Annotated in this window: 19 protein-coding genes and 7 tRNA genes; 18 read left to right on the top strand and 8 right to left on the bottom strand. The window is 38.7% G+C overall.

Going from position 1 to position 22478, the window contains the following annotated elements:
• Nucleotides 1–107 precede the first annotated feature (107 nt).
• Nucleotides 108–296, top strand: a complete 189-nt coding sequence (locus tag DK857_RS11385; RefSeq protein ID WP_109402224.1) for a hypothetical protein — start codon at nt 108–110, stop codon at nt 294–296.
• 47 nt (nt 297–343) lie between these two features.
• On the opposite strand, the gene DK857_RS11380 is transcribed toward DK857_RS11385, so the two are convergent.
• The 3 genes from DK857_RS11380 to seqA form a co-directional block, all read right to left on the bottom strand.
• Entirely contained in the window at nt 344–826 is a 483-nt protein-coding gene (locus tag DK857_RS11380; RefSeq protein ID WP_109393437.1) for a YehS family protein, read from the bottom strand.
• Nucleotides 827–972: 146 nt separating this feature from the next.
• Entirely contained in the window at nt 973–2613 is a 1641-nt protein-coding gene (pgm, locus tag DK857_RS11375) for a phosphoglucomutase (alpha-D-glucose-1,6-bisphosphate-dependent) (RefSeq protein WP_109402223.1), read from the bottom strand.
• 74 nt (nt 2614–2687) lie between these two features.
• Nucleotides 2688–3239 carry a replication initiation negative regulator SeqA gene (seqA, locus tag DK857_RS11370; protein ID WP_109402222.1) on the bottom strand — a complete coding sequence of 184 codons (552 nt, stop codon included), beginning with the start codon at nt 3237–3239 and terminating at the stop codon, nt 2688–2690.
• A gap of 460 nt (nt 3240–3699) precedes the next feature.
• Between seqA and ybfF the strand changes: the two genes are divergently transcribed.
• From ybfF to fur, 4 genes are all read left to right on the top strand, one after another.
• Nucleotides 3700–4482 carry an esterase gene (gene ybfF, locus DK857_RS11365; RefSeq protein WP_109402221.1) on the top strand — a complete coding sequence of 261 codons (783 nt, stop codon included), beginning with the start codon at nt 3700–3702 and terminating at the stop codon, nt 4480–4482.
• Nucleotides 4483–4693: 211 nt separating this feature from the next.
• The gene (gene ybfE / locus DK857_RS11360) at nt 4694–5002 is read left to right on the top strand and encodes a LexA regulated protein (RefSeq protein ID WP_036912278.1); all 309 of its coding nucleotides are present in this window, start codon (nt 4694–4696) and stop codon (nt 5000–5002) included.
• 273 nt (nt 5003–5275) lie between these two features.
• Nucleotides 5276–5803 carry a flavodoxin FldA gene (fldA, locus tag DK857_RS11355; RefSeq protein ID WP_004244384.1) on the top strand — a complete coding sequence of 176 codons (528 nt, stop codon included), beginning with the start codon at nt 5276–5278 and terminating at the stop codon, nt 5801–5803.
• A gap of 190 nt (nt 5804–5993) precedes the next feature.
• Nucleotides 5994–6440, top strand: coding sequence for a ferric iron uptake transcriptional regulator (gene fur / locus DK857_RS11350; RefSeq protein ID WP_023581171.1), 447 nt, complete (start codon nt 5994–5996; stop codon nt 6438–6440).
• Between the two features lie 79 nt (nt 6441–6519).
• Here fur and DK857_RS11345 read toward each other — a convergent pair whose 3' ends face one another.
• The 4 genes from DK857_RS11345 to nagE form a co-directional block, all read right to left on the bottom strand.
• Nucleotides 6520–7359 carry a DUF817 domain-containing protein gene (locus DK857_RS11345; protein WP_109402220.1) on the bottom strand — a complete coding sequence of 280 codons (840 nt, stop codon included), beginning with the start codon at nt 7357–7359 and terminating at the stop codon, nt 6520–6522.
• A gap of 538 nt (nt 7360–7897) precedes the next feature.
• Nucleotides 7898–9292 carry a chitoporin ChiP gene (chiP, locus tag DK857_RS11340; RefSeq protein WP_109402219.1) on the bottom strand — a complete coding sequence of 465 codons (1395 nt, stop codon included), beginning with the start codon at nt 9290–9292 and terminating at the stop codon, nt 7898–7900.
• Between the two features lie 637 nt (nt 9293–9929).
• Nucleotides 9930–11597 carry a glutamine--tRNA ligase gene (glnS, locus tag DK857_RS11335; protein ID WP_109402218.1) on the bottom strand — a complete coding sequence of 556 codons (1668 nt, stop codon included), beginning with the start codon at nt 11595–11597 and terminating at the stop codon, nt 9930–9932.
• Nucleotides 11598–11794: 197 nt separating this feature from the next.
• Nucleotides 11795–13837 (bottom strand): N-acetylglucosamine-specific PTS transporter subunit IIBC, encoded by a 2043-nt coding sequence (gene nagE, locus DK857_RS11330; RefSeq protein ID WP_109402217.1) that lies wholly within the window; start codon nt 13835–13837, stop codon nt 11795–11797.
• Nucleotides 13838–14189: 352 nt separating this feature from the next.
• Between nagE and nagB the strand changes: the two genes are divergently transcribed.
• The 13 genes from nagB to fghA all read left to right on the top strand — a co-directional run bounded on the left by nagB (nt 14190) and on the right by fghA (nt 21200).
• On the top strand, nt 14190–14996 hold the full coding sequence (gene nagB, locus DK857_RS11325) for a glucosamine-6-phosphate deaminase (protein WP_075671607.1): 807 nt from the start codon (nt 14190–14192) through the stop codon (nt 14994–14996).
• Nucleotides 14997–15120: 124 nt separating this feature from the next.
• Nucleotides 15121–16281, top strand: coding sequence for an N-acetylglucosamine-6-phosphate deacetylase (gene nagA, locus DK857_RS11320; protein WP_109393430.1), 1161 nt, complete (start codon nt 15121–15123; stop codon nt 16279–16281).
• 13 nt (nt 16282–16294) lie between these two features.
• Nucleotides 16295–17527, top strand: a complete 1233-nt coding sequence (gene nagC, locus DK857_RS11315) for a DNA-binding transcriptional regulator NagC (protein ID WP_109402216.1) — start codon at nt 16295–16297, stop codon at nt 17525–17527.
• A 410-nt stretch (nt 17528–17937) separates the two neighbouring features.
• Nucleotides 17938–18014: transfer RNA gene (locus DK857_RS11310), tRNA-Met, on the top strand.
• A gap of 7 nt (nt 18015–18021) precedes the next feature.
• A tRNA-Leu gene (locus DK857_RS11305) sits at nt 18022–18106 on the top strand.
• A gap of 27 nt (nt 18107–18133) precedes the next feature.
• Nucleotides 18134–18208: transfer RNA gene (locus DK857_RS11300), tRNA-Gln, on the top strand.
• Nucleotides 18209–18249: 41 nt separating this feature from the next.
• Nucleotides 18250–18324 (top strand) — tRNA-Gln (locus DK857_RS11295).
• 32 nt (nt 18325–18356) lie between these two features.
• Nucleotides 18357–18433 (top strand) — tRNA-Met (locus DK857_RS11290).
• Nucleotides 18434–18438: 5 nt separating this feature from the next.
• Nucleotides 18439–18513, top strand: a tRNA-Gln gene (locus DK857_RS11285).
• 50 nt (nt 18514–18563) lie between these two features.
• Nucleotides 18564–18648 (top strand) — tRNA-Leu (locus DK857_RS11280).
• A gap of 260 nt (nt 18649–18908) precedes the next feature.
• The gene (locus DK857_RS11275; protein WP_036938507.1) at nt 18909–19184 is read left to right on the top strand and encodes a metal-sensing transcriptional repressor; all 276 of its coding nucleotides are present in this window, start codon (nt 18909–18911) and stop codon (nt 19182–19184) included.
• A gap of 19 nt (nt 19185–19203) precedes the next feature.
• The gene (locus tag DK857_RS11270; protein WP_100159431.1) at nt 19204–20316 is read left to right on the top strand and encodes an S-(hydroxymethyl)glutathione dehydrogenase/class III alcohol dehydrogenase; all 1113 of its coding nucleotides are present in this window, start codon (nt 19204–19206) and stop codon (nt 20314–20316) included.
• Nucleotides 20317–20369: 53 nt separating this feature from the next.
• Nucleotides 20370–21200: an S-formylglutathione hydrolase gene (gene fghA, locus DK857_RS11265; RefSeq protein WP_109402215.1), complete on the top strand. Its 831-nt coding sequence runs from the start codon at nt 20370–20372 to the stop codon at nt 21198–21200.
• 54 nt (nt 21201–21254) lie between these two features.
• On the opposite strand, the gene ubiF is transcribed toward fghA, so the two are convergent.
• The gene (ubiF, locus tag DK857_RS11260) at nt 21255–22442 is read right to left on the bottom strand and encodes a 3-demethoxyubiquinol 3-hydroxylase (protein ID WP_109402214.1); all 1188 of its coding nucleotides are present in this window, start codon (nt 22440–22442) and stop codon (nt 21255–21257) included.
• Nucleotides 22443–22478 lie beyond the last annotated feature (36 nt).

Here is a 22478-nt window from a genome sequence, read left to right as displayed (position 1 = left end):
TTAATATACACAGTAAAACGATATTAATCTTAATAAAAAATAAAACATGATGAATTAATTAAATCTGATACTAACATGAAAAACATTATCAATATAGGAGACGAAAAATGATAACTAAATTATCTGAAGACTTAAATACTATACCCCATATAAATGATATCTATAACAAACAAGCGAATAAATCATTAAAGCTCACACCTGAACAAGCATTAGCAATATTAATAGCAGCAGCACCAGCTATTCATAATTTACCTAAAGCACCTTACTATGAAGCTGCGGGGAAAAAATGTCGTTAATGAGAAAGCCTCCAATAAATAGGAGGCTTTCTTTTCATTCAATAAATTTATTTCTTAACTGCTTTACCTTTACCGCGTAGGGTTTCGGTTAACCCTTTCAGGAAGTATCTCACAAGCTGATCGCCACAGTTACGATAGTTTTTATGTCCAGGCTTACGGAATACTGCGCTTAATTCGGGCTTAGAAACACGGAAGTCTGCAAGTTCATAGATCTTTAGAATATCCACATCTTTTAATTCAAAAGCAACACGCAGTTTTTTTAGGATAATGTTATTTGTCATGCGCTTTTCAACTTCAGGTGCTGGGAAGTTTTCATCTTTTCCACGACGATAAAAAATTAGACCATTTAAAAAATGCCCCATTGCATTGTCGTCACATTCGACAAACTCAGGTTCATCGTCTTTTTTCAGCCAGCTATTTACTAACTCTTTTGTAACTGTGAAATCAGCCAATTTCATGATTTCAACAACATGTGCATCACTTAGGTCCAGCATGTAACGTACACTTCGTAAAACAAAATTATTTTGCATTGTATTGATTATCCACTCTATTTTTAATTCTAAATCAACCTCAATGATGGATATCAATGCTGTGATCTAAAAATATTCAATAATTAAAAAAATACACTCTACCTTTGGGTAGAGTGTATTCTATATAAATAGTTTATTGCACTAACTTATTTGTTAGCAAAAACATTATTTACTATTTCAATCGCTTCTTTTTCAATTAATTCACGATGCTCAGGGCCTCGGAAGCTTTCGCAGTAAATCTTATATGCTTCTTCAGTGCCAGAAGGACGAGCCGCAAACCAACCGTAATCAGTCATCACTTTTAAGCCACCAATAGATGCGCCATTACCTGATGCATGTGTTAAACGTGCAGTAATCGGATCGCCTGCTAATGTGCTTGCAGTCACCATTTCAGGTGATAAGCGTGACAACAGCGCTTTTTGCTCATGAGTTGCTGATGCTTGAATACGATTATAGCTTGGTGAACCAAAGCGTTGTGCTAATTCGTTGTAATGCTCTTGCGGATCTTTGCCTGTTACCGCTTTCATTTCAGCAGCTAACAGACATAAAATGATGCCGTCTTTATCGGTTGACCATGGTTTGCCATTAAAGCGTAAGAAAGATGCCCCTGCACTTTCCTCACCACCAAAGCCAAACTCACCACTAAATAAACCTTGAACAAACCATTTGAAGCCAACTGGTACTTCTACAAGTTCACGACCTAAATCTGCTACAACACGGTCAATCATTGCACTTGAAACCAGTGTTTTACCCACTTTTACATCTTTAGCCCATTGTGGGCGATGACGGAAAAGATAGTTAATTGCAGCCGCTAAATAGTGGTTAGGATTCATTAAACCAGATGGAGTCACAATACCATGACGATCGTAATCAGGATCGTTAGCAAAAGCTAAATCGAATTTATCACGCAATTGTAATAGTCCTTCCATTGCCCAAGGTGATGAACAGTCCATACGAATAACGCCATCATGATCCAAGGTCATAAAACGGAAGGTCTGATCAACTTGATCGTTAACTAATTCAAGATCAAGGCCATAATACTCACCGATGCATTTCCAGTATTCGATACCAGAGCCACCTAACGGATCAACACCCAATTTTAAGCCTGCTTTCTTAATTGCTTCCATATCGACAACGTCACCTAACGCTTTGACATAAGGCATAATTAAGTCTTGAGCTTGAATATAACCACTTGCTAATGCTTCATCATAAGAAAGACGTTTGATGCCCGCTAAATTGTTTTCAAGCAGTTCATTGGCACGTTTCTCAATAACTGAAGTTAAATCTGTATCAGCAGGACCACCATTTGATGGATTATATTTAATACCACCATCTTCAGGCGGATTGTGAGATGGAGTGATCACGATACCATCAGCAATATCTTGATGTGCTTCGTTGTATGTCAAAATAGAAAAAGAGACTGCCGGTGTTGGTGTATAGCCATTATTTTCTTGAATAATCACTTTAACTTTATTGGCAGCTAGTACTTCTAAAACAGAAATAAATGCAGGTTCTGACAGTCCATGAGTATCTTTACCCACGTAACATGGCCCTGTTACTCCATTTTTAGCACGTACTTCAGCAATAGCTTGTGCAATTGCCAAAATATGTGCTTCATTGAAGCTATGGCGATTTGCACTTCCGCGATGACCAGATGTACCAAATTTCACACGATGAGCGTTATTGCTAGCTTGTGGTTTAAGTGAATAATATTGAGACGTTAATTGCGCCACATTAATCAGATCACTTTGACGAGTATGCTGCCCTGCTCTTGGATGAATTGCCACAAATCTTCTCCTATTTGACATCACAATCACGCTTTAAACAAAAGCCTTTGCAATGCATCAATTAACAATAGTGGTTAGATAGTTCCACACACCTTATCAATCTCATTGGCAGGAAATTGCATATCCTGCATGATGCTTTGTACCATCGTTCTCTTACGCTCTGTATTCGAGTTAGTGATAACCCAAAACGGCGTGCCTGAAATATGGCGCGGTTTTGTATGACGTCCACTATCGAGTAGTGTTTGTTCATCACCAGCAAAATAGATACGTGTTCGTCCATGTACTGTTTCTGCAGATTGAGTAAAAGTAGCGCTATCTAGGCTATATAACGTAGAAAGGATCTGTAAAAAGCGATCAACTGATTTTGTTTTTTCTGCATAACTGTCAGATAACAGCAGCTCTCGCATTTCACGGATCGGATTTTTTGCTGGTGTAATCGATTTAGGTTCAGCTTCCTGTTTAATAACAGGTGATTGTACTGACTCAGTGACAACGACTGGTTGTGCGGGCTGTTTGGCATCGAGCTTCAGTAGACGCCTTAAAATATCTGAAGCGCTTTCACCGATATGTCTAGTTTCGCTAGCAATATAGCGGTAAAGTTCGTCATCAATTTCTATCTTTTTCATTGCTACCCAGTACTGTTTTCAAAAAAAAGTAATTAGGATTATAAGATATAATCTTTAAAAACAAAATAGGTAAAATTTCAATAACTTAAAGAGGATTTATTCAAGATCCTACCGTTTTAAAGGCTAAGCTCGGTATTTATCCTATTGTTTATCTCGGTATCATCTTCTATTCTTTGAACTTATTCGCACAAAGTCAGCTTTAAATTCCGCTATATCACACCACCCCAGCCCCCAAATAATATAAAATTCTAATTATTTATTTTTGAGTAATGTCAAGATTTCAAGTTTTTAAATAAATTTAGAATATATATCTATATAATGGTGTTTTTATGGTTTTTTATAACTTTCCATTATCAATTATTTCTGAACTTCATCACTCTTTCATATTATTACGACAAGTTGGCTTAGCACCTTGTGCATGTCATCATAGAAGAAAATCGCAATTATTTTGGTCATTAACATGAAACTCAATACATTATTAAATTATCAATTACACCAACCTGAAACGACACCTGCATCCAATTTACCTATCGTCTTGATCCACGGCCTTTTTGGTGATCTGAATAATTTAGGCGTTTTAGGTCGCGCACTTCGCCAAGATAATACCGTGATACAAATCGATGTGCGTAATCATGGGCATTCTCCTCACAGTGAAAGTATGAATTATCAAGATATGGCGCAAGATGTGCTCACATTACTTGATAGTTTAAATGTCTCAAAAGCCATTATTATTGGTCACTCAATGGGAGGCAAAATTGCGATGGCGATGACAGCATTAGCCCCTGAGCGAATCGCCAATATTGTTGTGATTGATATGTCACCTGTTGCTTATAACGTTCGTCGCCATGATAAAATTTTTGCTGCACTTGAAGCCGTCACAAAAGCTCAAGTTACACGCCGTCAAGATGCGGTGGAAATCATGCGTCCTTTTATTGAAGAAGAAGGTGTGATCCAATTTTTACTAAAATCATTCAAAAATGGTGAGTGGCTATTTAATTTACCTGCAATAAAAAATGCCTATTCAGACATTATTGGCTGGCAAGAGGTGCCTACTTGGCATCATCCTGTATTATTTATTCGAGGCGGTTTATCACCTTATATCTTAGATGAATATCGTGAAAATATAGCTCGCCAATTTCCTCTCGCGACCGCTTTTGTTGTTGCAAACACTGGACATTGGGTTCATTCAGAAAAACCAGATACCGTTATTAAGGCAATTCGCCGCTTTTTAGAGAAATCTTAGTTAATAAACTTAACGACTTAAAATATTGCCACTGAAAAATGATAATTTAGTAGAATGTATAATTATTGTACTTAAAAACAGTATCTGTTGATAAAAAGACCAAATCACAATAGGTTAAAGTCATGAAGCAGTGGCGAGACATCACTATGTGGGGTATTATTGGGCGTTTCGCAATTTAGTCATTGGTATACGCCCTTTCACAGCAAAATTTATGGCAAAAGAACAAACTGATCGCACCACACTGGATTTGTTCGCAGATGAACGCAGACCTGGGCGACCCAAAACAAACCCGCTTTCTCGGGATGAACAGCTTAGAATTAATAAACGTAATCAATTAAGACGTGACAGAGTTAATGGCTTACGTCGAGTTGAGTTAAAATTAAATGAAGATGCTGTAAATGCTCTCAATGAGTTGGCGACAGAAAGAAACGTCAGTCGTAGTGAGCTTATTGAAGAAATATTACTTGAGCAATTGGCGCAAAATCACGCCTTAAAAATGCATCAAAACAAGAATAGCTAGCAGATAAACCACACAAATTCGACAGAATTAGCCTGCTATTTTCGTCAAAATACATTTTTAGTTTTCTACTATGAAAACACAATGCTTATCTTTCACTAGTAATTGTTCAAACACAGACAAATATACTCTAAATATTTTGAAGTGTAGCTAGGCGACAAGTGAATGAGTCACTAGAAACATGCAAGTAGTATGTGACTAGTGAAAATATACGTAGTCAATAACGCTACAATTTGAAATATAACGAATTTAGAATAAAAGAGGTTATCTCACTTTATGGCAATCATAGGAATATTCTTCGGCAGTGATACTGGCAACACTGAAAATATTGCCAAAATGCTTCAAGAAAGACTGGGCGCTGATAATGCCGAAGTTCATGATATTGCAAAATCCAGTCAAGAAGACATCGAAGCGTTCGATATTCTGTTACTGGGTATTCCTACTTGGTATTATGGTGAAGCACAATGTGATTGGGATGATTTTTTCCCAACACTAGAAGATATTGATTTCAATGGTAAGCTTGTTGCACTCTTTGGTTGTGGTGACCAAGAGGATTACGCAGAATATTTCTGTGATGCAATGGGGACTATCCGCGATATTATTGAGCCTCGTGGTGCTGTTATCGTAGGTCATTGGCCAACAGAAGGTTATCATTTCGAAGCCTCTAAAGGGCTTGCAGATGATAATCATTTTATCGGTCTTGCCATTGATGAAGACCGCCAACCAGAATTAACCGAAGAGCGTGTTGACGCTTGGGTTGCTCAAATCAAAGAAGAAATGAGCCTAGACGAAATTCTGGGATAAAATAAATACTCAATATTGAGAATGATAATTATTCAATGGTGTGCTAAGATAGTGTGATAGGTAGGGGTGTTTATTTTTAAATATCATGCCTATAATCAATGAGGTTATTTATTCACCCGAGCATTAATGAATAAAACCTATTTGTGAGCACAAAAATTAAATTCACCATTAGCAACAGGATTAAATCCGCATGACCGACAATAATAAAGCGTTAAAAAATGCTGGGTTAAAAGTTACACTTCCTCGCTTAAAGATCTTGGAAGTGCTCCAGGATCCTGAGTGCCATCATGTCAGTGCTGAAGATCTCTACAAAAAACTCATCGATATCGGTGAAGAGATTGGTCTGGCAACAGTGTATCGCGTCTTAAACCAATTTGATGATGCTGGTATTGTTACCCGACATAATTTTGAAGGTGGTAAATCAGTATTTGAATTAACTCAACAACACCATCATGACCATTTAATTTGTCTTGATTGTGGTAAAGTTATCGAGTTTACAGACGATGCAATTGAATTACGCCAAAGAAACATCGCTGAACGTCATGGTATCAAGCTTTCCAATCATAGCCTTTATTTATATGGCCACTGCGCTGAAGGCAATTGTAAAGAAGATAGCCACGCACATGATGAGAAATAATTCATTCTGGATAATCTCTCAGTAAAAAAAAGGAACTGTTCACAGTTCCTTTTTTATTGCCTAAAATCCGAGGATAACTCTACTTAGCCACACTGATACTGTGTTTAATATGTTTTAAATGAACCACAATAGTAAATGTAACAATAACCAATAGTGACCAAGAGCCCCATTTCCCTGCATGTACGGCAGACCAAGCACCAATTTGGTTAGGATATTGCCAAACACCAAAAAATGTACCGAAATTCTCAGCAAGCCAAATAAAGAAACCTATCAGAACAAAAGCAAGTAATAAGGGCATTTTTCGCTCTGTATCATAAGGCGTAAAATAAACCACACTACGGGCATAAAGACCTAAAATAAAGGCAGTTAAATACCAGCGATAATCACCAATAAAGTGATGAGAAAAGAAATTAATATAAATCGCAAGTGCAACTAATGTTGCCAGCCAATAAGGCGGATAATTATCTATTCGGACTTTTAAAAAACGCCATGCTTGAATTAAATAACTTCCTACCGCGGAATACATAAATCCGGTAAATAAAGGAACTTCCCACAATTTCGTGTAAGCAAAATCAGGGTATTTCCATGAACCAATTGCCGCTGATGTTTTAAATAACTCCATCACAAAACCAACAATATGGAAAAAGCAGATCGCTTTTAATTCATCCCATGTTTCTAACTTTCCCCACACCATCCATAATTGAAAAGCGATAGCGAGAATAAGAAGCACATCATAACGAGGTATCCCAAAGACACCTTTACTTGGCGTTGCAAATAAAATAAAAAAGAAAAACCCGGCAAATAAACAAGAACGCGCCTCTTTTACACCAAAAAAAAGAAATTCAACAATAAATCGTTTTATACCTTTAAAGGGCTTCAATGGTGGTTCTAATAAAAAATCGTCCAATAGCTTTAACATGCTTCTTCCTGAAAACTCGCATTATCAAACAGCATTCAATGCAGAATAATAAATAAGGGGGAGATAAAATGAATGGCAAGAAATTTGCCATAGAATAAAAAAACCTACAAGGACGAAAAAGAAAGGAATGAAAAAATAAAGGTATTTACCCCCCACTACGATACCCACTCTGACTGCCTTTACTTAGGGTAAATACCTTACGCAAATTCTGCGAAATAACTGAAGCTCTGGAGATAAACATAACCCACTCACATTTATCTCAGACGACATGACGACTTTACTTCATTACTTTTACTACATACTGCGATTTTAAAACGACTCTTTACTACTTTTTACTTCAACTCTTTTATTTCTACTTCTCTACTTCTTACTACTGCTGACAACTTCACTTTATTAACAAGGCTTATTTATAAAGCTCTTTTTAATTACCGCATCCCTACCTTTCTACTACTTATTTTTACTTATCGTAATCGTATTTAGCTTTTTTAGTTTTATTCAGGATAAAGTGCAATTAATACACTTTATCCTTATGCTGATATTAGAAAATAGTGAATGGCATTATCACGTTAAACTTAACGTCTTTTTCATCTTGGAAAATATTACCAAAACCGCCTTCATAACTAGGAATGTCAGAGTGGTTATCATAACGGGTATAGTGAAGTTTAAAGAGAGTGCCTTTAGCGCGACCTTCTTGAACTGTATACATAATATCCGCATTCCATGCACTCTCTCTGATACGCTGACCTTGGTCATAAATGGCTTTACCACTTGGCTTAGCATCCCATGCGTAAACATAAGAAGTACCCACCGCCCAGCCAGACAGATCCCAGTTTTTCAGATCATACATCACGCCAGCATAGAGTGCTTTTTCTCCATTGGCGTTAAAGTCAGAACGGCCATCCCACCAAACATCAAGACGACCATTAGAGGTTGCCCAGCCCGGAGTCATACGTTGTAAGAAATAACCTTGATTACCTTCAGCTTTAACCCACGTTCCTTCTACTTTGAAGTCAAATACATTGTAGGTATAACCCAAAGTCAGTGCTTGTAACCATGCCAGCCCATCATAAACGTCATTAACACCACCACCGGTAACTTTATCTTTAGCGCCGTAGAATTGGTAAGACGTTCTTAATGCATTGTCAGCAATTGGGAAATCATAAGAAACTTTACCAAAATACTGATCGATATAACCATCCGCCTGACCAAATGCAGCTTCTAATACTAGGCTGTTTTTAAAATCATATTTGGCGCCGAAAGAGTGAAGATAGCTGATATTCGTTTCTAGATCAGCTTTACGGAAATTGTACATATTACGGTACCATGGTGCTTTGTATTCATCTGTCCACATATAGGAGAAAGATAATTCACCACTTTTATCGAAATCAAAGACAGCACCCGCTTCAGCTCCGCGGTAAGTTCCCGGTAAGAAACTCCAGTGTGGACGCAATAAGCTTTGGCCTTTAGGTTGAATATATCCACCTTGAGCCCAGAAGTTGCCTAATTTGAATTTCGCAGCCGCTTTATAAACGCTCATGCCACTGCGATCGCCAGTCCATTTTTCATCCCAGCGACTTTTTGCATCACTAAAACCGATTTCGTTAGGTGCTGCAGGACCACTGTTATTCAATTCAGCCGCACCAAAGGCTGCTAAATCAATACCAATAAAATCACCAAGGTAACCTGATGAAAAATCTAGATTAGCATTGAAAGTAGAATGGTGTAAGTTAGCTTTGTATTTGCCGTAATCAGGGCTATTTGGTGTTAACTCTTTTCTATCACGGTCACGTTGCCAATAAAAAAGACCGCCTGTTAAGGTTGAGTCATCAATAAACCCTTCAGCATGAGACATTTTTGCAGGTAGTGCAGTTACAAGCAATGCGCCCATAACGGCAAGTGCCACCCTGCCTGGTTTAGCATGTTGCATAACCATAGCATTGTTTCCTCTTTGACTTTGACTAAAAAAGAAATAAGCACAACGCCTATTTCCAAATATAAAACCCCAAGTGGGGAAAAAACCTAAATTAGGTTAGAAACAGCATATTTTTCGCGACGCGAATTATCAACCCAAAAAAAAGAATTTTTATCAAAATATGACAAAGGGCACATAACTAAATGATCGTTTCATTTTCTTACTTTTATAAGGATTGATTAAAAATGAATATAATTGATTGATTTAATTATATTTTACAAATCAATCTTTAAATGATATAAGATTTCGTTTTTATAGAAAGGAATAATAAGTAGTATTTATAAATAATCTTTTTTAACGATGTAAAATATGAGGTATGAATCACATTTTTCTTATTACAGGCTTATTTAGCGTGATGATCTGAAAAAACAAAAGAATAAAGCGATAGTGAATAAACTATTTCAAACGAAACAAATAGAAATTTATCACCTAAAAAAGAGAAAACGAGAGACTAATTAAAGTAAGAATAGTAAATATTTAATATCAATAGATGAAAAATCAGTCAAGATAAGCGGTAAAACAGATAAAAAAATGCTCGATAAATAATTACCGAGCATTTTATTCATTAAGATACTAATGTGACTTAAAGCACGTCAAATTAACCTTGTTGAGAAATCTTCGCCCAAGTGTCACGTAAGCCCACAGTACGGTTAAACACAAGTTTATCCGCTGTTGAAAGTTTATCAGCACAGAAGTAGCCTTCACGTTCAAACTGATACGCTTTCTCGATAGCCGCATCTTTTAAGCTACGTTCAACAAAACCTTCACGAATAACTAATGATTCAGGGTTAATTGTTGATAAGAAATCATCTTCTGCTGCTGGGTTTGGTACGCTAAACAGACGGTCATAAAGGCGGATTTCAGCAGGAATGGCATGTGGAATGCTTACCCAGTGAATAACGCCTTTTACTTTACGTCCATCAGCAGGATCTTTATTTAAAGTCTCTGCATCATAGGTACAATAAATGGTCGTAATTTCGCCTTGTTCGTCTTTTTCAACACGTTCCGCTTTAATAACATAAGCATTACGTAAACGTACTTCTTTACCTAGCACCAGACGTTTATATTGACGATTTGCTTCTTCTTTGAAGTCAGCGCGATCAATATAGATTTCACGGCTAAATGGTACTTCACGCGTTCCCATTTCTGGTTTATTCGGGTGATTTGGTGCAACAAGAATTTCTTCGCCTTCTGGCATATTTTCAATCACTAAACGAACAGGATCGATAACTGCCATTGCGCGTGGTGCATTTTCGTTTAAGTCATCACGAATACAAGATTCCAGAGCTGCCATTTCAACGTTGTTTTCTTGTTTCGTCACACCAATACGTAGACAAAATTCACGGATAGATTCTGCGGTATAACCACGGCGACGTAAGCCTGAAATTGTTGGCATACGAGGATCGTCCCAACCATCCACAATGTTTTCTGTCACAAGCTGATTCAGCTTACGTTTTGACATCACTGTGTACTCAAGGTTAAGGCGTGAGAATTCATATTGACGAGGATGACAAGGGATAGTGATATTATCCAGCACCCAATCATATAAACGGCGGTTATCTTGGAATTCTAAAGTACATAAAGAATGTGTGATATTTTCCAGTGCATCAGAGATACAGTGGGTAAAATCATACATTGGATAAATGCACCATTTGTTTCCAGTTTGGTGGTGTTCAGCGAATTTAATACGATAAAGCACAGGATCACGCATAACAATAAAGGGTGATGCCATATCAATTTTCGCACGCAAACACGCTTTACCTTCTTCAAAGCCACCAGCACGCATTTTTTCAAACAGCGCTAAGTTCTCTTCTACGCTACGTGAGCGATAAGGGCTGTTTTTACCTGGCTCTTTTAATGTACCGCGGTATTCACGAATTTCTTCAGCACTTAACTCATCAACGTAAGCTAAGCCTTTATTAATCAGCTCAATCGCATATTGATAAAGTTGATCAAAATAATCTGAGGAGTAATGAATGCTACCTTCCCATTGGAAACCTAACCACTGAACATCTTTTTGAATTGAGTTGATGTACTCAATATCTTCTTTTACTGGATTGGTATCATCAAAACGTAGATTACATTTTCCCTGATAATCTTTAGCAATACCAAAATTCAGGCAAATTGATTTCGCATGGCCGATATGAAGATAGCCATTAGGTTCAGGTGGGAAACGCGTTTGAACGCTATTATGTTTCCCAGTAGCCAGATCTTCGTCAATAATTTGACGAATAAAGTTCGTTGGGCGGGCATCTGCCTCATTCATGGTCATTTTTTCCTCAAAGCAAAACGCATAATTAACCCACTATAATCCAATAAGCAGGTTTCATAAATACCTTAGCTAAATACACCCCTGAGATATTTATCAAAATAGAGATAAAAAAACGGGAAGTTCGAAAGACTCCCCGTTTTATCGTCTTATTTAACCATCTCTTTATAGAGGATTAAATATCTAGATAGAATTTATTTTAACACGTTGTAGATAACCGTTTTATTTCCTACCACAACACCGGCAACTTGTTCAGCAATCTTATCAAAATCATCGATATTGCTAACAATGATAGGACTTATCATCGATTTGGCATTAGCGTTCAGATATTCAAGATCTAATTCTAAGATAGGTTGACCGACTTTAACATCTGCACCTTCTTCAACTAAACGCTTGAAGCCTTTGCCACCTAACGCAACGGTATCAATTCCCATGTGCACAATGATTTCGACGCCATTGTCAGTCTCGATACAAAATGCATGGTTTGTATCAAAAATCTTAACAACAGTACCTGTCGCAGGCGCCATCACGATATTAGAGGTTGGTTTGATTGCTATACCATCCCCAACAACACCACTAGAGAACGCTTCATCTGGTACATCTTTCAATGCCACAACTTCACCATCAAAAGGCGCAATCATTTCAAGTAACACTTTTGCATTAGCATTAGCTTGTTTTACCGGTGTTTTTTCAGTAGACACAGTTGAAGCAGATGTACCTTCATAAGCGGCAACTGGGCCTTGTGTTAATACATCACGCATAGCGTTAGCGATTAATTCAGCTCGTGTACCCACAATCACTTGAACACTTTGTTTGTTTAAGCGAATAACACCTGATGCACCTAAACGTTTTGCATAGGCATCATTAACAACTGTGGCATCTTTTACATTTAAGCGTAAACGGGTAATACAAGCATCAATACCAGTTAAGTTATCAGAACCACCGATAGCCGCAATATATTGACGAGCTTCTTGTTGAATACCTTCTTTACTATTTGCTGGCGCTGTTTTGATATCTTCATCATAACCATCAGCTGTTTCATCACCAATCACATCATCTTCACGACCCGGAGTTTTCAAGTTGAATTTGGTGATAGTGAAACGGAAAATACCGTAATAGATAAAGAAGAAAACAATACCTTGAACAATCAGCATGTACCAATGAACAGCAAGTGGGTTACGTGAAGATAAGAACATATCCACTAAACCTGCACTAAAGCCGAATCCTGAAATCCACTCCATGCTTGCAGCTATATAAACAGAAATCGCCATTAAGAATGCGTGAATAACATAGAGCACAGGTGCCACGAACATAAAGGAGAATTCAAGCGGTTCAGTAATACCTGTGAAGAAGGCAGCAAATGCACCTGCAATCATGATACCAGCAACTTTTGCTTTGTTCTCTTTACGAGCACAGTGATAGATCGCAAGAGCCGCCCCCGGTAAACCAAACATCATTACTGGGAAGAAACCAGCTTGATAACGACCGGTTACACCCACAGTTGCTAAGCCAGAATCGATAGCTTGCTGACCTGCTAGGAAGTTAGGAATATCGTTAATGCCTGCAACGTCAAACCAGAATACAGAGTTCAACGCATGATGTAGACCGACTGGAATTAATAAACGGTTAAAGAATGCGTAGATACCCGCACCTAATGCCCCCATATCTTTAATGCTTTCACCGAAACTGACTAATCCGCCATAAATCACAGGCCAGATATACATCAGAATAAAGGCGACGATGATCATTAAAAATGAGGTTAGAATAGGAACTAAACGACGGCCACTAAAGAATGACAGTGCGCGAGGCAGTTCAACGCTACTAAAGCGATTATAAAGCTCGGCAGAAAGTACACCAACCAAGATCCCAACAAACTGGTTATTTATTTTACCAAAAGCAACTGGAACCTCTTCTAAAGGCAGGCCTTTGATCATTGACACTGCTGCTGGAGAGCAAAGCGTTGTCACGACTAAAAACCCTACAAATCCTGTTAAAGCGGCAGCTCCGTCTTTGTCTTTCGACATACCATAAGCAACACCAATAGCAAACAAGACTGACATATTGTCGATGATGGCAGCACCAGATTTGATAAGTAAGGCAGCAAGCGCGTTATCGCCACCCCAGCCTACTGGGTCAATCCAGTAGCCAATCCCCATCAGAATTGCTGCTGCAGGTAATGTAGCAACAGGCACCATTAGTGCCCGTCCTATCTTCTGCAGATAACTTAAAATATTCACAAACTCCCCCTTGGATAGCCCCTATGCGGGATCTTATTCATACTCATTCATATTTTATAATAAATTGATGAGCTAATTATTTAATTCCATTTTTAGTCTAAAAAAATTATTTCGTATCGCAAATTAATTAGTCATAATTTGTGATTAGAGTCACTAATATCGTATAATTTTTAGCTGAAATGCTGGCTAAGTCAGAAAGCTTATTTTATGATTAAAATATCTTTTGGCGGGACATTTCGATCATCAGCTAAAAATGAAAAGAAATTCGTGTTATAGATGAGCCACTGATAATCACACGATGAAATAACACGTTACTGAGTTATCAGATTTGTCTTTTTTCTATGAGGTTACTATGAGGTTAATCCCCCTATCCACGGCAAAACAAGTTGGTAAGTGGTCTGCAAATTACATCGTTGAGAAAATCAACGCGTTTAATCCAACTGCAGAGCGCCCTTTCGTACTTGGTTTACCGACTGGTGGTACGCCATTGGCGACATATAAAGAGTTAATTGAATTACATCGTGCAGGAAAAGTCAGCTTCCAACACGTTGTGACGTTCAATATGGATGAATATGTTGGCATTCCATCAGATCATTCACAAAGTTATCGTACTTTTATGTACGAAAACTTCTTTAATCATATTGATATTAAAGATGAAAATATCAATTTATTAAATGGTAATGCTGAAGATCCACAAGCAGAATGCGAACGCTATGAAGCTAAAATCAAGTCTTATGGCAAAATTAATCTGTTTATGGGCGGTGTAGGTAACGACGGTCACATTGCATTTAATGAACCTGCGTCATCACTCTCTTCACGCACTCGAATGAAAACGCTAACTGAAGATACACGCTTAGCAAATTCACGTTTCTTCGACAATAATGTTAATCATGTTCCTAAATATGCACTGACTGTTGGTGTAGGCACATTATTAGATGCTGAAGAATTAATGATTTTGGCAACCGGTTTTAATAAAGCGCAAGCAGTACATGCAGCAACAGAAGGCGCTGTTAACCATTTATGGACGATTTCCTGTGTTCAACTTCACCCTAAAGCAATTTTAGTGTGTGATGATCCTGCAACAATGGAATTACGTGTAAAAACATTGCGTTACTTCCAACAGATTGAAGCGCAAGAGTGTCAGAAATACCAAGACTAAGTTTAGTAAAATAAGTACCTACTGATTAAGTAGCGGAAAAGGCTAAGCTCTCTTACTTATCAGCCAGAATTTGCTGGCTGATATCGGCTTTTTAGATTGACTTCCCTTATCAGGAGACAAAGGTATGTTCGCCTTAACAAATGCTGTTATTTATACAGGTTACGACCGTTTAGAAAACCACGCCATTATTATTAACGGCTCCTGTATTGAGCAGGTTTGCCCACAGGATCAACTGCCAAAAGATATCACTATTCGTGATATGAAAGGTGCAATTGTCTCTCCCGGTTTTATTGATTTACAGGTAAATGGTTGTGGTGGTGTGCAATTTAATGACACGCCTGAAAATGTCACTGTTGAAACGTTAGAAATTATGCAAAAAGCGAATGAACGCTTAGGTTGCACTAGCTATTTGCCAACGTTAATTACCTGTTCTGATGAATTGATGAAAATAGGCATTGAAGCAACGCGTGCTTATATGAAGAAACATGAAAATAAAGTATTGGGATTACATTTAGAAGGCCCATATATCAATGTGATTAAAAAAGGGACTCATGATCCACAATTTATTCGTCAACCGAGTGCTCAGATGATTAGCTATTTGTGCGATAACGCTGATGTCATCGCCAAAATCACCCTTGCACCAGAAATGGTTGATGAAAAGTATGTTCGTCAATTAATCAAAGCAGGTATCATTGTTTCTGCGGGTCATTCTAATTCAACTTATGAAGAAGCACGTAAAGGATTCCGTAATGGAATCTCATTATCGACCCACCTTTACAACGCAATGCCTTATATTACAGGCAGAGGCCCAGGGCTTGTAGGTGCCATTTATGATACACCTGAAGTTTATGCTGGTATCATTGCTGATGGTTTACATGTTTCATGGGCAAATATTCGTAACAGTAAGCGTTTGAAAGGTGAAAAATTACTTTTAGTCACAGACGCAACTGCGCCAGCGGGGCTTGATCCTAGCAAAAATGAGATGGATAGCTTCGTTTTTGCTGGTAAAACCATATATTATCGTAATGGCCTTTGTGTCGATGCAGATGGTACATTAAGCGGATCATCACTAACCATGATTGGTGCAATTAAAAATAGCGTGATCCATGTAGGTATTCCATTAGATGAAACATTGCGGATGGCAACACTGTATCCTGCTCGTGCAATTGGAATGGAAAAAGAATTGGGAACAATTGAAGCTGGAAAAATTGCTAACCTCGCTTCTTTTGATAAGGACTTCAACCTTTGTACAACGTTTGTCAATGGTATTGAAATAACTGAATAACTAATGGATGTATATGCTGATGAGTCATAACAACACTGAAACGCAAATTGGCAATATCGATCTTGTTAAACAACTTAACAGTGCGATTGTGTATCGGCTGATTGATCAACACGGGCCAATTTCCCGTATTCAAATAGCCGAACAAAGCCAACTAGCGCCAGCCAGTGTGACTAAAATTACTCGTCAGTTGCTTGAACGAGGCTTAATTAAAGAAGTTGATCAACAAGCATCAACTGGTGGACGTCGCGCAATTTCTATTATTGTTGAACACCGCAATTTTAATACCGTCAGTGTGCGATTAGGGCGTAATGATGCCACTGTTGCTCTTTATGATCTAAGTGGAAAAGTCATCATTGAGCAACACTACCCTTTAGAGCAAAGTACTCAAAATGAAGTTGAAGCTCTACTTATCAATGCAATTGATGATTTTATTAAACAAAATCAGCGTCGTATTCGTGAGCTTATTTCAATTTCTGTGATCTTACCCGGTCTTGTTGATCCAAATAAAGGCATTGTTCGTTATATGCCTCATATGAAAGTGGATAATTGGGCCTTGGTGAATAGCTTAGAAAAACGTTTTAGTCTGCCTTGCTATGCTGGGCATGATATTCGTAGCCTTGCACTAGCTGAAAACTATTTTGGTGCTACAAGAGATTGTGAAGACTCATTACTAGTCCGGATCCATCGTGGTGCAGGTGCTGGTGTTATTATTAATAATAAAATTCTGCTCAATCAACGTGGTAACTTAGGCGAGATTGGTCATATTCAAATCGATCCTCTAGGTGAGCGTTGCCATTGTGGTAACTTTGGTTGTTTAGAAACGATTGCATCCAATACAGCTATCGAAGCCAAAGTACGCTATCAATTAGAGCAAGGCTATCCAAGCCAGTATTTATCACCAACACAGTGCCAAATCCAAGATATTTGTCGAGCCGCGGTTAAAAATGACCCGCTAGCAGTCGAAACCATCAAACAAGTGGGTTTACACTTAGGTAAAGCTATTGCGATTGCCATTAACCTATTTAACCCACAAAAAGTAGTTTTAGCGGGTGAATTGACTGAAGCAGCTGAAGTTTTACTTCCCTCAATTCAAAGTTGCATTAATACACAAGTATTAAAAGAATTCAGAGAAGAGCTTCCTGTCGTCACATCTGAGCTTGACCATAGTTCTGCCATAGGGGCTTTTGCCTTGACTAAACGTGCGATGCTTAACGGAGAATTGCTTCAACAGCTGTTAGAAAAGTAATTTATCGTTGATAAATTATACTTTTTACGTTGAATGTGTACTTTTCTGATCTTCATTGTAAAATAAGTCTAAAATTCAATCAGTAATATTCAAAGAAAAAGAAATGTAGCGTGAGTTTTTCACCTCATTTCTTTTTTTATACCCATTGTTCTCCATCTTTTCCCTCTTTGACTTAATATCATTTCTCTTACTGCTTTGTTTTTTCTTTTTATTCACACTCTATCTAGCCTTATTCTTTGAGATATTTTTCATCAACAAGGTTGTTTTTTGGATCTTTTTTCGACAAAATGATTAACCATCGAGCAAACGGACACGTTTCTCGAAAATTAATGCAAAAAGCAGTTGACGGATTTGTCTGTAATACGCATAATGCGCCCCGCAACGCCGACGAAGGTTATGCAAAAAAAGATGGCTATGTAGCTCAGCTGGTTAGAGCACAACACTCATAATGTTGGGGTCACAGGTTCGAATCCCGTCATAGCCACCATCTTTTTGCGGGAGTGGCGAAATTGGTAGACGCACCAGATTTAGGTTCTGGCGCCGCAAGGTGTGCGAGTTCAAGTCTCGCCTCCCGCACCATTTTAACCTCGTCAAGAATTTATCAGTTGGGATATCGCCAAGCGGTAAGGCACCAGGTTTTGATCCTGGCATTCCCAGGTTCGAATCCTGGTATCCCAGCCATATTTCTGATAAATAAGTGTGTTGACAATTGAATTAGCGGATGGGGTATCGCCAAGCGGTAAGGCACCAGGTTTTGATCCTGGCATTCCCAGGTTCGAATCCTGGTACCCCAGCCATCTTTCAAAAGAAAGATAGCTAGATTCAATACGGCTATGTAGCTCAGCTGGTTAGAGCACAACACTCATAATGTTGGGGTCACAGGTTCGAATCCCGTCATAGCCACCATTTTTTGGGATATCGCCAAGCGGTAAGGCACCAGGTTTTGATCCTGGCATTCCCAGGTTCGAATCCTGGTATCCCAGCCATATTTTGAAAGAGAGACTCGCTGAACGAGTCTTTTTTTCTCCAAGTTGTTGCGGGAGTGGCGAAATTGGTAGACGCACCAGATTTAGGTTCTGGCGCCGCAAGGTGTGCGAGTTCAAGTCTCGCCTCCCGCACCATTGATTACTAACGTGTTTATCACGAATCAACAGATAAGACTCGCATAGCGGGTCTTTTTTGTTTCTGTCTCTAGCGTTTTCCCTATCTGCTATCTAAATATCATTTCTTCTACATCTTTTTTTATCCTCCTGATCTCAAAGACCAATAAGCTCCACACCAACATTTTTATTTATTCTCATCATTCCACACATTATTGCTCCCTCTGTACATATACCGCCCTAAATACTATACTCCCCTATAGTATATTTAAGGATTATGTATGCCACACTCACCAGCAGAAAAAAAAGCCGCGTTAACTCGTGTAAGAAAAATTAAAGGGCAACTTCTTGCATTAGAAACTGCCCTTGAAAATGAAAACGAATGCGGTCAGGTATTACAACAAATTGCTGCCATCAGAGGTGCTATCAACGGCCTGATGGCTGGTGTGCTCGAAAGTCATTTACGTGAAGGTCTTATGGATGCCGTCGCTTCTCCTGAAGATCAAAAAAATTCCGTTGATGATGCCATTTCACTTATCCGCACTTACCTGCGTTAATAACAAAAAAGGATACACCATGAAATCTCGTGCTGCGGTCGCATTTGGACCAGGAGAACCTTTAAAAATCGTTGAAGTTGATGTGATGCCACCAAAAGCAGGTGAAGTACTCATAAAAATCAGCCACACGGGCGTTTGCCATACAGACGCTTTTACGCTTTCTGGTGATGATCCTGAAGGTGTATTCCCTGCTATTCTTGGTCATGAAGGCGCAGGTGTGGTTGTCGAAGTCGGTGAAGGTGTCACCAGTGTTAAACCGGGCGATCACGTTATTCCTCTGTACACAGCTGAATGTGGCGAATGCTTATTTTGTAAATCAGGCAAAACAAACTTATGTGTTGCAGTCAGAGCAACGCAAGGTAAAGGTTTAATGCCAGATGGGACAACACGTTTTTCTTACAACGGACAGCCTATTTATCACTATATGGGATGCTCTACTTTTAGCGAATACACTGTGGTGGCTGAAGTTTCTTTGGCAAAAATCAATCCAGAAGCCAATCACGAAGAAGTTTGCTTATTAGGCTGTGGTGTAACAACAGGTATTGGCGCGGTTCACAATACAGCAAAAGTGCAAGAAGGTGACTCTGTAGCTGTGTTTGGTTTAGGCGGTATTGGTCTTGCCGTTCTTCAAGGTGCAAGACAAGCCAAAGCTGGTCGTATTTTTGCTATCGATACAAATCCTGAAAAATTTGCTTTAGCACGCCAATTTGGTGCAACTGACTGCTTAAATCCTAACGACTACGACAAGCCTATTCAGCAAGTACTTGTTGAAATGACACAATGGGGTGTTGACCATACTTTTGAATGTATTGGTAACGTTAATGTCATGAGAGCTGCATTAGAAAGTGCGCATCGCGGTTGGGGTCAATCCATTATTATTGGTGTAGCCGGTGCAGGACAAGAGATCTCAACCCGTCCATTCCAATTAGTTACTGGACGCTCATGGAAAGGTACTGCTTTTGGCGGTGTTAAAGGACGTAGTCAATTACCTGGTATGGTTGAGGATGCAATGAAAGGTAATATCGAACTTAAGCCTTTTGTTACCCATAAACTGCCATTAGAAAAAATTAATGAAGCTTTTGATTTAATGCACGAAGGTAAATCAATCCGAACTGTTATTCATTTCGATTAACCATTCTCAAACCTATGTCTCATAGGTTTGTCTTTGTTTTTAAAGGAGTCAAAATGGAAAGGATTGAACGTCACGCCTGTTTTGGTGGTTGGCAAGAAGTTTATCAACATACATCAAAGACGTTAAATTGTGAGATGAAATTTGCCATCTATCTTCCTCCTATGGAAGAAGCGCAAAAATACCCTGTTTTATATTGGTTATCAGGCTTAACCTGCAACGAGCAAAATTTTATTACTAAATCAGGTGCTCAACAATTTGCAGCACAACACGGCATTGTTTTAGTGGTACCTGATACTAGTCCTCGCGGTGAAAATGTCGCTGATGATAATGCTTATGATTTAGGGCAAGGCGCTGGTTTTTACCTTAATGCAACACAATCGCCGTGGAATGCTCATTACAATATGTATGACTACATTGTTGATGAACTTCCTGCACTAATAGAAACACATTTTCCAGTGACTCATCGATGTGCTATTAGTGGACATTCAATGGGTGGACATGGTGCATTAACGATTGCATTGCGAAATTCTACACGCTACAGCAGTGTGTCAGCGTTTTCTCCTATTGTGGCACCATCAGTTGTTCCTTGGGGTAAAAAAGCGTTTAGCGCTTATTTAGGTGATGATACGACACAGTGGCAACAATATGATGCGGTTGAATTAATTAACCAAGCAGAAAGTGTGTTACCTATGCGTGTTGATGTCGGACTTGATGATCCTTTCTATCAAGAGCAACTGAAGCCTGAATTATTTGCACAAGCTTGCGATACAAAACAGTTCCCTTATCAACTGAATTTACATCAAGGGTACGATCACAGTTACTATTTTGTGGCAAGTTTTATTGGCGAGCATATTGCTTTTCATGCCAAGCATTTAAAAGCGTAATAATTATGCGATGATCTTATTGTTGATATCCAACTCAGATCATCGCATTTCTAATTATTTAATACCTAACGCATAACGCAATGCTGCTTCTTTCGCTTTTCCTGCATGTTGAGCTGCTAAAAGGCCGATATTTCTAACGACTTTTAAACCCGGTAGTTGGTGACTAAAGGCGTGATAAAATACGTCCATACCCGCTTGCATAACTAAATTATCAGGCATACGACGACGCTGGTATTTTTTCAATAACGCCATTGAATCCCAAGGCTCGAAATGTTTTTTAGCCTCAGCCACTAAGTCCAAGAAACAATCCACATCACGATAACCTAAGTTAACGCCCTGTCCTGCTAATGGATTAATGGTGTGAGCCGCATCTCCCAACAAAACAATCCCTTTATCAACATAACGACTTGCATGCTGACGTGTTAATGGAAATGAACCTGCAGCAATAGGTGTCGCTTTGCCTAATCGCTCAGGGAAAGCGTGTTGAATTTCTTTTTCTAACTGCACCATCGACATGTTTTGCAGTTTTCTAATTCTGTCAGGCGAATCATACCAAACCAAACAAGCCCAATTATCAAAAAGCGGTAAATAAGCACGAGGACCTGAAGGGTAAAAGCGTTGCCATGTACCCTTTTCAGGAGGTAATTCTGTTTTCACCGTGATCAGCATACAAGATTGGCGATATTGCCAGCCATTGCTACCAATACCCGCAAATTGGCGCACTTGAGAATTGGCACCATCCGCACCTACCACTAAATTTGTAGTGACTTCACGACCATCAGAAAGCGTTACTTTCCATTTATCATCCAAATAAGTCATTTTACTTAGACTATTTGGACATAATAAAGTGATATTGCTATAACGTTCAGCCTCTTGCCAAAGAGCTAATTGCAAAATTCGGTTTTCAACCATATACCCTAATTCAGGTAAACCTAAGCTTTTAGCATCAAAAATCACATGGGCATTTTCTTCTTCCCATGTTTCTAAGGTAAGATAAGGCGCAGAACGCATAGCTAAAACATGTTGCCATGCACCTAATTGTTTTAATAGACTAACGGACGCGCAACTAATCGCAGAAATACGGATATCAGGATGAGATGACGCATCAAAAGGTGCTGGAGACTGTCGTTCAATCATTGCAACACGCAATCCTTCTTGCGCCAGCCCAATTGCAACAGCAGCGCCAATCATCCCGCCACCAGCGATGATTGCATCAAAATCGTTTTTTACATTACTCATCATTGTTATGCCATAACTCATTACTTTAAATAATAGGTA

Source organism: Proteus terrae (assembly GCF_003144325.1).
Taxonomy (GTDB): Bacteria; Pseudomonadota; Gammaproteobacteria; order Enterobacterales; family Enterobacteriaceae; genus Proteus; species Proteus terrae.
Note: the sequence above shows the minus strand (reverse complement) of the source record. Positions and strands in the feature narration are given on the sequence as shown.

What these genes read in the sequence shown, in the direction of transcription:
- chiP (WP_109402219.1), bottom strand. Translation starts at nt 9,292, where the DNA reads ATGGTTATGCAACATGCTAAACCAGGCAGGGTGGCACTTGCCGTTATG.
- nagC (WP_109402216.1), top strand. Translation starts at nt 16,295, where the DNA reads ATGCTGATGAGTCATAACAACACTGAAACGCAAATTGGCAATATCGAT.
- seqA (WP_109402222.1), bottom strand. Translation starts at nt 3,239, where the DNA reads ATGAAAAAGATAGAAATTGATGACGAACTTTACCGCTATATTGCTAGC.
- DK857_RS11380 (WP_109393437.1), bottom strand. Translation starts at nt 826, where the DNA reads ATGCAAAATAATTTTGTTTTACGAAGTGTACGTTACATGCTGGACCTA.
- nagB (WP_075671607.1), top strand. Translation starts at nt 14,190, where the DNA reads ATGAGGTTAATCCCCCTATCCACGGCAAAACAAGTTGGTAAGTGGTCT.
- ybfE (WP_036912278.1), top strand. Translation starts at nt 4,694, where the DNA reads ATGGCAAAAGAACAAACTGATCGCACCACACTGGATTTGTTCGCAGAT.
- DK857_RS11275 (WP_036938507.1), top strand. Translation starts at nt 18,909, where the DNA reads ATGCCACACTCACCAGCAGAAAAAAAAGCCGCGTTAACTCGTGTAAGA.
- DK857_RS11385 (WP_109402224.1), top strand. Translation starts at nt 108, where the DNA reads ATGATAACTAAATTATCTGAAGACTTAAATACTATACCCCATATAAAT.
- DK857_RS11345 (WP_109402220.1), bottom strand. Translation starts at nt 7,359, where the DNA reads ATGTTAAAGCTATTGGACGATTTTTTATTAGAACCACCATTGAAGCCC.
- fur (WP_023581171.1), top strand. Translation starts at nt 5,994, where the DNA reads ATGACCGACAATAATAAAGCGTTAAAAAATGCTGGGTTAAAAGTTACA.
- DK857_RS11270 (WP_100159431.1), top strand. Translation starts at nt 19,204, where the DNA reads ATGAAATCTCGTGCTGCGGTCGCATTTGGACCAGGAGAACCTTTAAAA.
- fldA (WP_004244384.1), top strand. Translation starts at nt 5,276, where the DNA reads ATGGCAATCATAGGAATATTCTTCGGCAGTGATACTGGCAACACTGAA.
- ubiF (WP_109402214.1), bottom strand. Translation starts at nt 22,442, where the DNA reads ATGATGAGTAATGTAAAAAACGATTTTGATGCAATCATCGCTGGTGGC.
- fghA (WP_109402215.1), top strand. Translation starts at nt 20,370, where the DNA reads ATGGAAAGGATTGAACGTCACGCCTGTTTTGGTGGTTGGCAAGAAGTT.
- glnS (WP_109402218.1), bottom strand. Translation starts at nt 11,597, where the DNA reads ATGAATGAGGCAGATGCCCGCCCAACGAACTTTATTCGTCAAATTATT.
- ybfF (WP_109402221.1), top strand. Translation starts at nt 3,700, where the DNA reads ATGAAACTCAATACATTATTAAATTATCAATTACACCAACCTGAAACG.
- nagA (WP_109393430.1), top strand. Translation starts at nt 15,121, where the DNA reads ATGTTCGCCTTAACAAATGCTGTTATTTATACAGGTTACGACCGTTTA.